This is a genomic window from Pseudomonas sp. D3-27, assembly GCF_051132165.1.
Taxonomy (GTDB): Bacteria; Pseudomonadota; Gammaproteobacteria; order Pseudomonadales; family Pseudomonadaceae; genus Aquipseudomonas.
Genome location: NZ_CP071667.1, coordinates 1878064 through 1892230, shown reverse-complemented (window position 1 = coordinate 1892230; position 14167 = coordinate 1878064). Strand labels below are relative to the sequence as shown.

Here is a 14167-nt window from a genome sequence, read left to right as displayed (position 1 = left end):
GCGGGTCTGTTTCACACACTACATACCGGCCGCACCGATATTCAGAGATGATCAGCTATGCTTGACCGGCGAAGGGAAACGTAAGTGGTTCACCATTCCATGGACATCAGGTTCACCCAACGGTTGTCGTACAAACAGGCCCGACTGACCGTCCTGGTGGGTTTCGTGCTGGGTACTTTATTAAGCCTGGGACAGATCGGCATCGATTATGCCAGCGAAGACGCATCGATCAACCGTGAAATCCTCTCGCTGTTGGAAATCAGCCACAACCCGGCCTCGCGCATCGCCTACAACATCGACGCCGAACTCGCTCAGGAACTGGCCCTGGGCCTGTTGCGCTCGCCGGCCATCATCGGTGCCGAACTCATCGACAACAACAATACGGTCCTGGCCAGCGTCAAACGTCCCGAGCTGCAGAGCAACAATCGGTTCATCAGCGACTTTCTCTTTGGCGCCCAGCGCCAGTTCGAAGACCGGCTCTACCTGACCCATCTGCCCGGCGAGTCCCTGGGAGTGTTGCGGCTGGATGTCGACACCTATTCGTTCGGCAGTCGCTTCCTGCGCCGGGCCGAGATCACCCTGCTCAACGGTTTCGCTCGTAGCCTGATCCTGACCGGCCTGTTGCTGGCGCTTTTCTACGTCATGCTGACCAAGCCCTTGGTGCGGGTCATCCGCGAGCTGAGCAGCCGCGACCCCAGTAGCAGCGAACAGAGCCCACTGGAATGCCCTTCCGGCCATCAATACGACGAAATCGGCGTGCTGGTTTCAGTCGCCAACCAGCAGTTCGAAAATATCTCCACCGAGATCCAGCAGCGACGCACGGCTGAAAACCGCCTCACCGATTACCTGGCGCAATTGGAAAATATCGTTTCGGCGCGCACCGCCGAACTCAAGGCCATCAATGCCCGCCTCAGCCAGTCCAACGAAGAACTGGAGGTCGCCCGGCGTACCGCCTTGGACATGGCCGACACCCGTTCTGCATTCCTCGCCAACATGAGCCATGAGATCCGCACGCCACTCAATGGCCTGCTCGGTATGATCGCCCTGTCCCTGGATGGCCCACTGACCGCTGAACAGCAGCAACAGCTGTCGATCGCCCACGACTCGGGCAAAGTGCTGGTCGAGTTGCTGAACGATATCCTCGACTTGTCCAAGTTCGATGCCGGCCAGCTGGAGCTCGAACGCATCCCGTTCGACCTGGGTTCCCTGGTCGAAGACACCGCCAACCTGCTTTCACAAAATGCCGCCCCGAGCGTCGAACTGGCGTGCCTGATCGAGCCGCAGTTTCCCGCGCAGGTACTGGGCGACCCGACCCGCGTCCGCCAGATCGTCAGCAACCTGCTGTCCAACGCATTGAAGTTCACCCGCTTCGGCCGGGTCGATGTGCGCTTGAGCCAGTATGAGGGCGGCGTGCGGATCGAGGTCTGCGACACGGGCATCGGCATCCCCCAGGAGGCCCAGGCGCGGATCCTTCAGCCGTTCACCCAGGCCGGCGCAGGCATTACCCGCCAGTTCGGCGGCACCGGGCTGGGGCTGGCATTGACCTACAACCTCTGCGAAGCCATGCAGGGCCGGCTCACGATCAGTTCCGAGGCCGGCTTCGGCAGCCAGTTCTGTGCCGACCTGCCGTTGCCTTGCCACACCCCTGCCGTCCCCGTCGTACGCTTGCATGGCAACGTCGTGGCCATCACCACCGCGAACAGCGGGCTGGCCGAACTGCTGGGCATGTTGCTACCCGCCTGGGGATTGGATTATGTCCAACGTTCCGTGGATGACGGGCTGCTGGGGCTCAAGCCCGACATCCTGATCACCGATTGCCCGGAATGCCTGTTCAACCTGCGGCCGACCTTCGACGCCACCATTCTGCTGGTTACCGCCTATGGCAGTTTCATGCCCAGCGAAGAAGCGAGCGCCCTCGCCCCATTGCTGCAACAGGCCCGGCCGCTGGCGCGCCATGCGCTTTATCAGGTCCTGCGTCGCGCCTTGCAAAGCGAGGCGACCACGATCAATGAGGCGCAGATCGACGCATTGCCGCCCACCCTGCGTGCTCGTGTCCTGTTGGTGGAAGACAACCCCGTCAACCAGCTGGTGGCCAAGGGCATGCTGGTCAAACTGGGTTGTGAAGTGGTTGTCGCGGCCCACGGCGCCGAGGGCCTGGATCAGCTCGAACAGCGGGAATTCGACCTGGTCCTGATGGACTGCAACATGCCGGTCATGGACGGCTACGAAGCCAGCCGGCAGATCCGCCGCAGCGGGCGCTGGCCCGACCTGCCGATTGTCGCGCTGACCGCCAACGCCATGCCCGAGGAACGTGAGCGCTGTCGGGCCGCCGGCATGAGCGACTATTTATCCAAGCCGTTCCGTCGCGAAGAACTGGCCGCATTGCTGGATCAATGGGTGCCCACTACGTCAGCGCTTTGATCTGGGCCAACAAATGATCGAGGCCGTCACGCAGCTCTCCCACGCGATCCAGATCAATACCGCTGTCACACAGCAAGCGAGCCTTGAGCGGGCCGACCTGCTCACGCAAGGTCCGCCCGCGCTCCGACAGGCTCAAATGCACTTCGCGTTCATCACGTGCCGATCGTTGTCGCTGGACCAGCTCCAGTTGTTCCAGGCGCTTGAGCAACGGCGTCAGCGTGCCGGAATCAAGCAGCAAGCGTTCGCCCAGGGCTTTGACGGTCGGTTGCTCCGGCGGGCTCACCTGCCATTCCCACAGTACGAGCATCGCCAGGTATTGCGGATAGGTCAGGCCAAGCTGATCCAACATCGGCTTGTAACCCCGAATCACCGCCCGCGACGCGGCGTACAACTTGAAGCACAACTGGCTGTCGAGCTTCAGCGAATCGACTGACAGATCATTCATTTGAGCAGGGCTTCGATCTCGGCGGTGAGGTCTTGGGGCTTGGTGGTCGGGGCAAAGCGCTTCACCACTTGGCCGTCCTTGCCGATCAGGAACTTGGTGAAATTCCATTTGATGCCCTTGGACCCCAGCACCCCAGGTGCCCGCTGCTTGAGCTGCACGAACAACGGATGGGCATTGGCACCGTTGACCTCGACCTTCTTGAACAATGGAAAGCTCACGCCGAAATTGAGCTCGCAAAACTCAGAAATCGCCCCCTCGTTGCCTGGCTCCTGCTTGCCGAACTGATTGCAGGGAAAACCCAGCACCACCAGCCCCCGGTCCTTGTAGGACTGCCACAACGCCTCGAGCCCCTTGTACTGCGGTGTGAAACCACATTGGCTGGCGGTATTGACCACCAACACGGCCTTGCCGGAAAAATCGGCCAGGGTCTTTTGCTCGCCCTTGATGGTCGTGCACGGGATGCTTAGCAGATTGTCGGTCATGAGGGCAGCTACTGAAGAGGTTGGGAGAATGAAGATAGCGACCAATTAAATTGCGTGCAATTTAATTCTCGGAACACCTCATGGATCATGATGCTGCTGTGACTGTTGTGATGAGCCATGGGTGTTGTGGCGAGGGCGCTTTCTCCCTCGCCACAAAGGACCGCGTAGAACGTTACTCCCGAGGCACGAGATCCAGGCACACCGAGTTGATGCAGTAACGCAGGCCGGTGGGCGGCGGGCCGTCGGGGAAGACGTGCCCCAGGTGCGCGTCGCATTTGGCGCAGACCACCTCGGTGCGGATCATGCCATGGCTGACATCCCGCACTTCCACCACCGCGCTGCCTTCGATAGGCGCATAGAAACTCGGCCAGCCACAGCCGGAATCGAACTTGGTCATCGAATCGAACAACGGCTCGTTGCAGCAGATGCAGTGGTAAACACCGTCGGTCTTGGTCCCGTTGTATTTGCCGGAGAACGGTCGCTCGGTGCCTTTGAGCCGACAGACGTTGTATTGCTCCGGGTCGAGCATTTCACGCCACTCTTCAAGGGTTTTCTGCAACTTTTCCATCGTCCTACCTCGGCAATTGAAAAAGCCCGATCCGACGCTTTTCCGCAGATCGGGCGGCACGTATGATTGCGCCTCGTCAGGCGCCAGTCTGGCAGCCACGTCATGCGCATTCAAATGGATTGTGGCGCATCTACCGCGTCCGGCCCGGGCACAGACGCAGGATCCCCAGTACGGTAGTTCACACGCCGCCTGGATCGTTCATTTTCGGGAACACATCGCCATGCAGGTCAGCAAATCGAACAAGCTCGCCAACGTCTGCTACGACATTCGCGGCCCGGTGCTCAAGCACGCCAAACGCCTGGAAGAGGAAGGCCACCGCATCCTCAAGCTGAACATCGGCAACCCGGCGCCCTTTGGTTTCGAAGCCCCCGATGAAATCCTCCAGGACGTCATCCGCAACCTGCCGACCGCCCAAGGCTACAGCGACTCCAAAGGTCTGTTCAGTGCGCGCAAGGCCGTGATGCAGTACTACCAGCAGAAGCAGGTCGAAGGCATCGGCATCGAGGACATCTACCTGGGCAACGGCGTGTCCGAGCTGATCGTCATGTCCATGCAAGCCTTGCTCAACAACGGCGACGAAGTCCTGGTGCCGGCGCCGGACTATCCGTTGTGGACCGCTGCCGTGAGCCTGTCCGGCGGCAACCCGGTGCATTACCTGTGCGACGAGCAGGCGAACTGGTTCCCTGACCTGGCGGACATCAAGGCCAAGATCACCCCGAACACCAAGGCCCTGGTGATCATCAACCCGAACAACCCCACCGGCGCCGTCTATTCCAGAGAAGTGCTGCTGGGCATGCTGGAACTGGCCCGTCAGCACAACCTGGTAGTGTTTTCCGACGAGATCTACGACAAGATCCTGTACGACGATGCCGTGCACGTCTGCACCGCGTCCCTGGCGCCGGATCTCCTCTGCCTGACCTTCAACGGCTTGTCGAAGTCCTATCGCGTCGCCGGCTTCCGCTCCGGCTGGATCGCCATCTCCGGGCCCAAGCATCACGCCCAGAGCTACATCGAAGGCATCGACATGCTGGCCAACATGCGCCTGTGCGCCAACGTGCCGAGCCAACACGCCATCCAGACGGCATTGGGCGGCTACCAGAGCATCAACGACCTGGTCTTGCCCCAGGGCCGGTTGTTGGAACAACGCAACCGTACCTGGGAACTGCTCAACAACATCCCAGGCGTCAGCTGCGTCAAGCCGATGGGCGCCTTGTATGCGTTCCCGCGCATCGACCCGAAAATCTGCCCGATCCACAACGACGAGAAATTCGTCCTCGACCTGCTGCTGTCCGAAAAGCTGCTGGTCGTCCAGGGCACGGCGTTCAACTGGCCATGGCCGGATCATTTCCGTGTCGTGACCCTGCCGCGAGTCGATGACCTGGACCAGGCCATCGGACGCATCGGCAATTTCCTAAAGTCCTACCACCAGTAGCCCGGTCAGCGTGCGAGGCCCCTCGCCTCGCACGCTGTCTGATTCAGCAACATATCCGATCTTTGCGCGCCGGCAGGCCTTCTACACTGGGAAACCAGCGACCTTAGGAAGAGGAAACTCAACGTTCACGGGGCAAGGGCGACAAATCTCGATTCCACGATCACTTTCAGAAAAGTCTTTCAAACATTTAGGACGCGTGTAGGACACAGTTTGAAATAGTAGGCGAGTTGAATAGCCTGCGGCAGCACCTTATATACCCCGCATAACGCTACATCTTTAGCATGAGGAGATTGCTACCACCATGATGCGCATCCTGCTGTTTTTGGCCACTAACCTGGCGGTCGTGCTGATTGCCAGCATCACCCTGAGCCTTTTCGGCTTCAACGGGTTCATGGCGGCCAACGGGGTTGACCTCAACCTCAATCAGCTGCTGATCTTCTGTGCGGTGTTCGGTTTCGCCGGTTCCCTGTTCTCGCTGTTCATTTCCAAATGGATGGCGAAGATGAGCACCGGTACCCAGATCATCAGCCAGCCGCGCACTCGCCACGAACAATGGCTGCTGCAGACCGTCGAGCAACTGTCTCGCGAAGCCGGTATCAAGATGCCCGAAGTCGGGATATTCCCGGCCTACGAGGCCAATGCCTTCGCGACCGGTTGGAACAAGAATGATGCACTGGTGGCGGTAAGCCAGGGCTTGCTCGAGCGGTTCTCACCGGATGAAGTCAAGGCGGTGCTGGCTCACGAGATCGGCCACGTGGCAAACGGTGACATGGTGACCTTGGCGCTGATCCAGGGCGTGGTGAACACCTTCGTGATGTTCTTTGCCCGCATCATCGGCAACTTTGTCGACAAGGTGATCTTCAAGAACGAAGAAGGCCAAGGCATCGCCTACTACGTGGCGACCATTTTCGCCGAGCTGGTGCTGGGTATCCTCGCCAGTGCGATCGTCATGTGGTTTTCGCGCAAACGCGAGTTCCGCGCCGATGACGCCGGCGCCCGCCTGGCCGGCACCAGCGCCATGATCGGCGCCCTGCAGCGCCTGCGCGCCGAGCAAGGTTTGCCAGTGCACATGCCCGACACCCTGAATGCCTTTGGCATCAACGGTGGCATCAAGCAGGGCCTGGCCCGCATGTTCATGAGCCACCCGCCGCTGGAAGAGCGGATTGACGCACTGCGTCGCCGTGGTTGATCGCTAGAGCCTCAAAAAGAAGCCCGCAGCAGTGCGGGCTTTTTTTTGCTATTCCAAGCGCGGGGGCGGACTTTTCAACGATGGGGTCATTGAATGCACCCCACGACTGGATACCAGATATACCCGCTCATCCAGCCGCTTTACGCCCGCCTGCAAGAACTTCCAACTCTCGCCCAGCACATCCTGTTCGTGCAAGACCTGCAACTCCCAAGCCCCACCCAGCAACCGCTGCACCTCGTCATGCCCTACCGAAAACGGAGGTCCAGGCATCTCGTCCTGGTTGTAATCCAGCGTGATCACCAGCCCGACACAGTCCGGCATTATGCTCTGCAGATGGGCCGCATACCGCTCACGCATCGGCTCGGGCAAGGCGATCAATGCAGCGCGGTCATACAACGTCGCGCAATCGGCTACGTCCAAAGGCGTCAACGCAAAGAAATCACCGCAACGGATTTCAATGGCGCCGGCACGAAATATCTTGAAGGCGCCCTCCTCACTCACGTTCGGCTGGAGCTGATGTTCCTGGAAGAAATCAGTGACGGCTTTTTCCGACAGCTCAATCCCCCGTACGGAAAAACCTTGTTGCGCCAACCACAGCAGATCCAGCGTCTTGCCGCACAAGGGCACCAACACTCGCGTCTCTTCAGGCAACCCCAACTGAGGCCAGAAACGCCGCAGGTAAGGGTTCACTTCAGGCAGATGAAAGCCGATCTGGTTGGTTGACCAACGCTTGTGCCAAAACTCGGGGTCCATGGGGTTCGCTCCATAAATTCGATCAAAACAGCTTAAAACTTGTATTAGATTTCGATCATTGACCTGACAGAAGATGACACATCTTAACCCTCAGGAGCCCGTCGATGCTGCCCAGCCTGTTTATCTCCCATGGCTCCCCCATGCTTGCCCTGGAGCCTGGCGAAAGCGGTCCGGCCCTGACTCGCCTTGCCGCGCAGTTGCCCAGGCCCAAGGCCATCGTCGTTGTCTCAGCTCATTGGGAGAGTGATGAGCTGCTGGTCAGCGCCAACCCACGGCCACGCACCTGGCATGATTTCGGTGGTTTTCCACCCGACCTGTACAAGGTGCAATATCCCGCCCCAGGCGATCCTCGGTTGGCAACACAGGTCGCCGACCTGCTCAACGCCACGCAGCTGCAGGCACGCCTCGACACGGGACGGCCCGCCGACCATGGCGTCTGGGTGCCGCTGTCACTGATGTATCCCGAGGCGGATATTGCGGTGGTACAGGTCTCTTTGCCTAGCCGTCAGGGGCCAACGCTGCAAACGCGGGTGGGCCGCGCATTGGCGAGCCTGCGGGAACAAGGCGTGCTGGTGATCGGCTCCGGGAGCATCACCCACAACCTGCGGGACCTGGATTGGAACGCCGGCCCCGACAGCATCGAGCCGTGGGCCAAGGCGTTTCGCGATTGGATGGTTGCCAGGCTGGCGTCGAACGACGAGACGGCATTGCATGACTACCGCCGCCAGGCTCCCCACGCCGTGCGCAGCCATCCCAGCGACGAGCATTTGTTGCCGCTGTATTTCGCCCGCGGAGCCGGTGGTACGTTCAGCGTTGCCCATGCTGGATTTACCATGGGGACGCTGGGGATGGACATTTATCGGTTCGACTGATCGCAAACCGAGTCGCGCCAATCGCGAGCAAGCTCGCTCCCACATTGGGTCTTCGGCGCTCAAAAATCCCCTGTGGGAGCGAGCTTGCTCGCGATTGGCCTCCCCGCCGCTCGCATTGAAAAGCGCCAAACGACAGGCAAAAAAAATCCCCGAACCAGTCGGGGATTTTTTCGTGCTCGATCAATCAACCCGTAGGTCGATCAATCCTCGCGGTAGCGACGCAGCTTGAGCTGCTTGCCGGCCACGCGGGTGTCCTTGAGCTTGGTCAGCAACTTCTCCAGGCCATCTTCCGGCAGTTCCACCAGGCTGAAGCTGTCACGCACCTGGATACGACCGATGGCTTCACGAGCCAGGCCACCCTCGTTGAGGATCGCGCCCAGCAGGTTCTTGGCGGCAATGCCGTCACGAGCACCCAGCGCGGTACGGCAGCGAGCACGGCCTTCGGCCAACGGGATCGGTGCACGACGCTCGCGATCACCACGGTCCGGACGATCGCCACTGCGCTCAGGACGGTCGCCACGCGGTGCGTTGTTCGGCACCAGTGGGCGTTCCTTCTCGATTGCAGCCAGGTTCAGCGCTTGGCCGTTGGTGGCCTTGCGCAACAGGGCAGCGGCCAGGGCACGTGGGGTGCAACCGATGTCGGCGGTCAGGCGATCGAGCAGATCACCGTGGGTCGATTCGGCGTCAGCCACCAGCGGCGACAGGCTGTTGGTCAGTTTCTTGATGCGGGCATCGAGAACGGCCTGGGCGTCCGGCAGGCGGACTTCAGCGACCTTCTGACCCGTCACACGCTCGATCACTTGCAGCATGCGGCGCTCACGCGGGGTGACCAACAACAACGCACGGCCTTCGCGACCGGCACGGCCGGTACGACCGATACGGTGTACGTAGGACTCCGGATCGTACGGCATGTCGACGTTGAACACGTGGGTGATACGCGGAACGTCCAGGCCACGGGCCGCGACGTCGGTCGCCACAACGATGTCCAGGCGGCCATCCTTGAGGGAGTCGATCACGCGCTCACGCTGGTTCTGGGCAATGTCACCGTTCAGCGCGGCGGCTTTGTAGCCTTTGGCTTCCAGGGCGCTGGCCAGGTCCAGGGTCGCTTGCTTGGTGCGCACGAACATGATCAGGGCGTCGAAGTCTTCGACTTCCAGCAGGCTGAGAACGGCGGAAGTCTTCTGGTCGGCGTGAACCAGCAGGTGAGCCTGCTCGATCGCGGTGACGGTCTGGGTCTTGCTCTGGATCTTCACGTGCTTCGGATCGCGCAGATGGCGTTCGGCGATGGCACGGATCGATTGTGGCAAGGTGGCCGAGAACAGGACGGTCTGGCGAGTCTCAGGCATGGCCTTGAAGATGACTTCCAGGTCGTCCATGAAGCCCAGCTTGAGCATTTCGTCCGCTTCGTCGAGAACCAGGTGGTTCACGGTGGCGAGGACTTTTTCGTCGCGACGCAGGTGGTCGCACAGACGGCCCGGGGTGGCGACAACGATCTGTGCGCCATTACGGATTGCTTTCAGTTGTGGGCCCATCGGCGCGCCGCCGTAGACAGCCACAACAGTCACGCCTGGCATTTGCTTGGCGTAGGTTTCGAAAGCGGTTGCAACTTGTAGCGCCAACTCACGAGTTGGGGCCAGGATCAGAGCTTGCGGCTCGCGCTTGGACGGATCAATGCGGTGCAGGATCGGCAGTGCGAACGCGGCGGTTTTACCCGTACCGGTTTGCGCCTGACCAATCATATCGTGACCGGCGAGAATGATCGGGATCGACTGCTGCTGAATGGCCGAAGGCTCTTCATAGCCGGTAGCGACTACTGCAGCGACAATATTGGGATGAAGTTCAAGAGCGGCGAAGCCGCCGATTTCCTGGGTCATGGGTCTGCCTCTAAGTGCATCCGCAAAGACCCATGCTCCAAAGCTGCGCATGCCGTGTTGAGACTCAAGAGTCGCCCTGGCAGCTTTGTCGGCGGGGATTTGCGAAAACGAATGAATGAAAAAGAACGTCGCGGAAGCATCCGTTGTGCGGACATGCAACCGAAGCTGGCTTCGGAATATTGCGCTACCTTGACGCGGCCCGGCTAAAGGCCGGCGCGCACTATACCGGAATTCGCCCAAAAAGGGAGCTTTTTTTACTGAAACACTGTTGTAGGGCTCGCGACCAAAAGCCTTGGGGCAGCCGGCTAAAACGGTTCACTTGCGCTGGCGTTCCCCTGTGGCGAGGGAGCTTGCTCCCGCTGGGTCGCGAAGCGGCCCCATCGATTCCAGACTACTGACCCAGGCGTCTGCTTCGCAGCCGAGCGGGAGCAAGCTCCCTCGCCACAAAAGCCCTTGCAGTTCTGATCACGTCGCCGGGCGGATGGCCTTGATCAGCGATTGCAACGAATACCCCAATCGTGGCGCCAGCCCTTCGGCCCGGGCAACCAAGCCTTGCATGTCCAGCGCCTGGTCCAGGTCCGCCGGCACGATCAGGATCACGTTGCCCTCCTTCACCGGCAATTCCCAATAGTGTCGGTGGTACAGGCCACGCAACAATGCCGCGCCCAGGGGCTTGCCGTCATCGGTTGCCCATTGATTGATCACTAGCCAGCCGCCCGGGTTGAGGCGCTTCTGGCAGTTTTCCAGAAAACCCCACGCCAGATGGCCTACGCCGGGGCCGACATCGGTATAGAGGTCGACAAAAATCAGATCGGCCGGCTCCGCCGTTTCAAGCAGTTCCAGGGCATCGCCGACGCGGATGTACAAGCGCGGATCGTCATCCAGCCCCAGGTATTCGATGGCCAGGCGCGGCACCTCGGGGCGCAGCTCGATCGCCTCGACATCTTCCAGCGGCAGAAACTTGAGGCAGGCCTGGGTCAAGGTTCCTGCGCCCAATCCCAGGAAGAGCGCGCTTTCCGGCTGCTCGTGACACAACGCACCGATGAGCATGGCGCGAGTGTAGTCGTATTCGAGCCAGCTGGGATCGGCCGTGAACACGCAGCTCTGCTCGATGGCATCGCCGAACTCGAGAAACCGGTAGTCGGCCACTTCGAACACGCGAATCATGCCGAACTCGTCGTGCACCTCGGCGAGCAAATGCTCGACGCGCTCCTCTGTCATTTCATCTCCTGATGTTGCCGGGCGGCCATGGGCCTGCCCATACGGGGCGAAGGCGCGATTGTCCGCGAAGCAAGCGGAGCAGGTCACGCACTAATTTGCTGATAACATGAGCGCCCGAGCGTAAATCACCTAGAGATCATGATGAGCCAACCCTGGAGCCCTGACAGCTGGCGCGCCCTGCCGATCCAGCAGCAACCCCGATACCCTGACGCGGCGCATCTGCAACGGGTCGAGCAGACCCTGGCCAGCTATCCGCCACTGGTGTTTGCCGGTGAAGCCCGGGAGTTGCGCCGTCAGTTCGCCGAAGTTACCCAGGGCCGGGCCTTTCTGTTGCAGGGCGGCGACTGTGCGGAAAGCTTCGTCGAATTCTCCGCCGCCAAGATCCGCGACACCTTCAAGGTGCTGCTGCAGATGGCGATCGTGATGACGTTCGCCGCCGGTTGCCCGGTGGTGAAGGTCGGGCGCATGGCCGGCCAGTTCGCCAAGCCACGCTCCGCCAATGATGAAACCATCGACGGCGTAACGCTGCCGGCCTACCGGGGTGACATCGTCAATGGCATCGGCTTCGACGAGCAAAGTCGTGTACCGGATCCGGAGCGGTTGCTGCAGTCCTACCACCAGTCCACCGCCACGCTGAACCTGCTGCGTGCGTTCGCCCAGGGCGGCTTTGCCGATCTGCACCAGGTGCACAAATGGAATCTGGACTTCATCGCCAACTCGGCCCTGGCGGAAAAATACAGCCACCTGGCCGACCGCATCGACGAAACCCTGGCCTTCATGCGCGCCTGCGGCATGGACAGCTCGCCACAACTGCGTGAAACCAGTTTTTTCACCGCCCACGAGGCGTTGCTGCTCAACTACGAAGAAGCCTTCGTGCGCCGCGACAGCCTGACCAATGACTATTACGACTGCTCGGCCCATATGCTGTGGATCGGCGACCGAACCCGTCAGCTGGACGGTGCCCACGTCGAGTTTCTGCGCGGGGTGAACAACCCGATCGGCGTCAAGGTCGGCCCCAGCATGAACCCTGACGACCTGATTCGCCTGATCGACGTCCTCAACCCGGACAATGACCCGGGCCGACTGAACCTGATCGCGCGCATGGGCGCCAACAAGGTTGGCGATCACCTGCCGCAACTGCTGCGCGCCGTACAGCGTGAAGGCAAGCAGGTGCTGTGGAGCTCCGATCCGATGCACGGCAACACCATCAAGGCCAGCAGCGGCTACAAGACCCGGAACTTTGCGCAGATCCTTGGCGAAGTGAAGCAATTCTTCCAGGTCCATGAAGCCGAAGGGACTTACGCCGGCGGTATCCACATCGAGATGACCGGGCAGAACGTCACCGAATGCATCGGCGGCGCGCGCCCGATCACCGAGGACGGCCTGTCGGACCGCTACCACACCCACTGCGATCCGCGGATGAATGCTGACCAGTCGCTGGAGTTGGCGTTCTTGATTGCCGAGACCTTGAAGCAGGTTCGGCGGTGAGTCTGTAGGTCCTTCTTCACCGGTTCAATCGCCTCGCGAGCAGGCTCGCTCCCAACATTGGATTTGCTGTGTCACAAAGGCTGTAGTCACCGCAAATCCCTGTGGGAGCGAGCCTGCTCGCGAAGGGGGCCAGCTCAGTCACTGGTAATTTCAGCCAATGCCACCGCCAACCGAACCCCACCCTCCCGCTGGCAATTGAGTTGAACCCGCTCCAACCCCAACCACCGGGCCATGCTCCACAGATTCGCCGCCAGCGCCAGCATGCCCTCCTCGTCCATCCCGGGCACCTCTTCGTGCACGGCATGCACGGCCAATTGCCCCAAAGCCCGCTCCGCCCGCAAATCAACCCGGGCGGCAATTCGCTCGTTGTGTAGAAACGGCAGGACGTAATAGCCATACACCCGCTTGTGTACCGGCGTGTAGATCTCCAGGCGATAGCGAAAATCAAACAGCCGCTCGGTGCGATTGCGCTCCCAGACCAGCGAATCGAACGGTGACAGCAGCGCACTGGCGGCAACCTTGCGAGGAATTTTCACAAGGGGGCGACACCAGGCCGGCTGTTTCCAACCCTGGACCTGACAGCGCAGCAGTGCTCCGGCCTCTTCCAGTTCAGCCAGCCGCTCGCGGGCGTCCGCCGGCCCCAGGCGAAAGTAGTCGCGCAGATCCTTCTCGGTGCCAACCCCCAAGGCTTCGGCGGCATGAATCAGCAGTGCGCGCTGGGCCTGGGCTTCGTCCGGCAGCGGTTGCTGCAGGATCGAGGCCGGCAAGACCCGCTCCGGCAAATCATAGAGGCGCTCGAAGCCACGGCGCCCCGCCACCGTCACCTCGCCCGCCGCGAACAGCCACTCCAGCGCATGCTTTTCCGCGCTCCAGTCCCACCACGGCCCGGCCTTTTCCTGGCGCGTGGACAAGCTGCCCGCGCCAATCGCGCCCTGGTCCCGAACAGATTGCAGGACTCGACCGATCACGTCTTGCTGCTCGCGGCCGAAACGCGCCAATTGTTGGTAGATACCTTCGCCGCGCGCCGCCCGGGCCATGCGCCAGCGCATCGACGGATACATCGTCATCGGCAGCAGCGAAGCCTCATGCCCCCAATATTCGAACAACGTGCGACGACGCCCCTGGCTCCAGGCAGCTTGATCGAGCAAATCGCGATTGTAATGACCGAGGCGGGAGAACAGCGGGAGGTAATGCGAGCGCACCAACGCGTTGACTGAATCGATCTGCAGGACGCCAAGGCGTTCGATCAGGCGGTTGAGGCGGGAGGGTTGGACCGGCGCCGACGGTAGCCGCCCATCGAATCCTTGGGCGGCCAACGCCAGACGCCGGGCCTGTTTGAGGGTAAAGGACAGAGTCGCGGGCATGGAGATCTCCTTGTCTGCTCGCAACCTACCTCACCACTAAGCGGTTTGTGTAGGGAAG

At 61.0% G+C, this 14167-nt stretch carries 12 protein-coding genes; 5 read left to right on the top strand and 7 right to left on the bottom strand.

Going from position 1 to position 14167, the window contains the following annotated elements; genetic code table 11:
- The first annotated feature begins 99 nt into the window (after positions 1-99).
- Positions 100-2421 (top strand): response regulator, encoded by a 2322-nt coding sequence (locus J3P92_RS08870; RefSeq protein WP_434563146.1) that lies wholly within the window; start codon positions 100-102, stop codon positions 2419-2421.
- Here the strand turns inward: J3P92_RS08870 and J3P92_RS08865 are convergent.
- From J3P92_RS08865 to msrB, 3 genes are all read right to left on the bottom strand, one after another.
- The gene (locus tag J3P92_RS08865) at positions 2405-2866 is read right to left on the bottom strand and encodes a MarR family winged helix-turn-helix transcriptional regulator (RefSeq protein ID WP_434563144.1); all 462 of its coding nucleotides are present in this window, start codon (positions 2864-2866) and stop codon (positions 2405-2407) included. The two genes, J3P92_RS08870 and J3P92_RS08865, sit on opposite strands and share 17 nt — an antisense overlap.
- Positions 2863-3348 (bottom strand): glutathione peroxidase, encoded by a 486-nt coding sequence (locus tag J3P92_RS08860; protein ID WP_420764789.1) that lies wholly within the window; start codon positions 3346-3348, stop codon positions 2863-2865. The genes J3P92_RS08865 and J3P92_RS08860 overlap by 4 nt, the downstream gene beginning before the upstream one ends.
- A 172-nt stretch (positions 3349-3520) precedes the next feature.
- Positions 3521-3916 (bottom strand): peptide-methionine (R)-S-oxide reductase MsrB, encoded by a 396-nt coding sequence (msrB, locus tag J3P92_RS08855; protein WP_420764790.1) that lies wholly within the window; start codon positions 3914-3916, stop codon positions 3521-3523.
- A gap of 220 nt (positions 3917-4136) precedes the next feature.
- Here msrB and J3P92_RS08850 point away from each other — a divergent pair, with 220 nt between their 5' ends.
- Together J3P92_RS08850 and htpX are read left to right on the top strand one after the other, a co-directional pair.
- Positions 4137-5348, top strand: a complete 1212-nt coding sequence (locus tag J3P92_RS08850) for a pyridoxal phosphate-dependent aminotransferase (protein ID WP_434650434.1) — start codon at positions 4137-4139, stop codon at positions 5346-5348.
- A 301-nt stretch (positions 5349-5649) separates the two neighbouring features.
- Positions 5650-6537 carry a protease HtpX gene (gene htpX / locus J3P92_RS08845; protein WP_003183732.1) on the top strand — a complete coding sequence of 296 codons (888 nt, stop codon included), beginning with the start codon at positions 5650-5652 and terminating at the stop codon, positions 6535-6537.
- Between the two features lie 48 nt (positions 6538-6585).
- On the opposite strand, the gene J3P92_RS08840 is transcribed toward htpX, so the two are convergent.
- Positions 6586-7290: a thiopurine S-methyltransferase gene (locus J3P92_RS08840; protein WP_434650433.1), complete on the bottom strand. Its 705-nt coding sequence runs from the start codon at positions 7288-7290 to the stop codon at positions 6586-6588.
- A gap of 104 nt (positions 7291-7394) precedes the next feature.
- Here J3P92_RS08840 and J3P92_RS08835 point away from each other — a divergent pair, with 104 nt between their 5' ends.
- On the top strand, positions 7395-8162 hold the full coding sequence (locus J3P92_RS08835) for a DODA-type extradiol aromatic ring-opening family dioxygenase (protein WP_434650432.1): 768 nt from the start codon (positions 7395-7397) through the stop codon (positions 8160-8162).
- 200 nt (positions 8163-8362) lie between these two features.
- Here the strand turns inward: J3P92_RS08835 and J3P92_RS08830 are convergent, their stop codons facing one another.
- Both J3P92_RS08830 and J3P92_RS08825 read right to left on the bottom strand, forming a co-directional pair.
- The gene (locus tag J3P92_RS08830; protein WP_030141884.1) at positions 8363-10036 is read right to left on the bottom strand and encodes a DEAD/DEAH box helicase; all 1674 of its coding nucleotides are present in this window, start codon (positions 10034-10036) and stop codon (positions 8363-8365) included.
- A gap of 465 nt (positions 10037-10501) precedes the next feature.
- The gene (locus J3P92_RS08825; protein ID WP_434610425.1) at positions 10502-11257 is read right to left on the bottom strand and encodes a spermidine synthase; all 756 of its coding nucleotides are present in this window, start codon (positions 11255-11257) and stop codon (positions 10502-10504) included.
- 141 nt (positions 11258-11398) lie between these two features.
- Between J3P92_RS08825 and J3P92_RS08820 the strand changes: the two genes are divergently transcribed.
- On the top strand, positions 11399-12745 hold the full coding sequence (locus J3P92_RS08820) for a class II 3-deoxy-7-phosphoheptulonate synthase (protein WP_434650431.1): 1347 nt from the start codon (positions 11399-11401) through the stop codon (positions 12743-12745).
- Positions 12746-12879: 134 nt separating this feature from the next.
- Here the strand turns inward: J3P92_RS08820 and J3P92_RS08815 are convergent, their stop codons facing one another.
- A complete protein-coding gene (locus J3P92_RS08815) occupies positions 12880-14109 on the bottom strand; it encodes a winged helix-turn-helix domain-containing protein (RefSeq protein WP_434650430.1) in 1230 nt (409 codons plus the stop codon).
- Positions 14110-14167 lie beyond the last annotated feature (58 nt).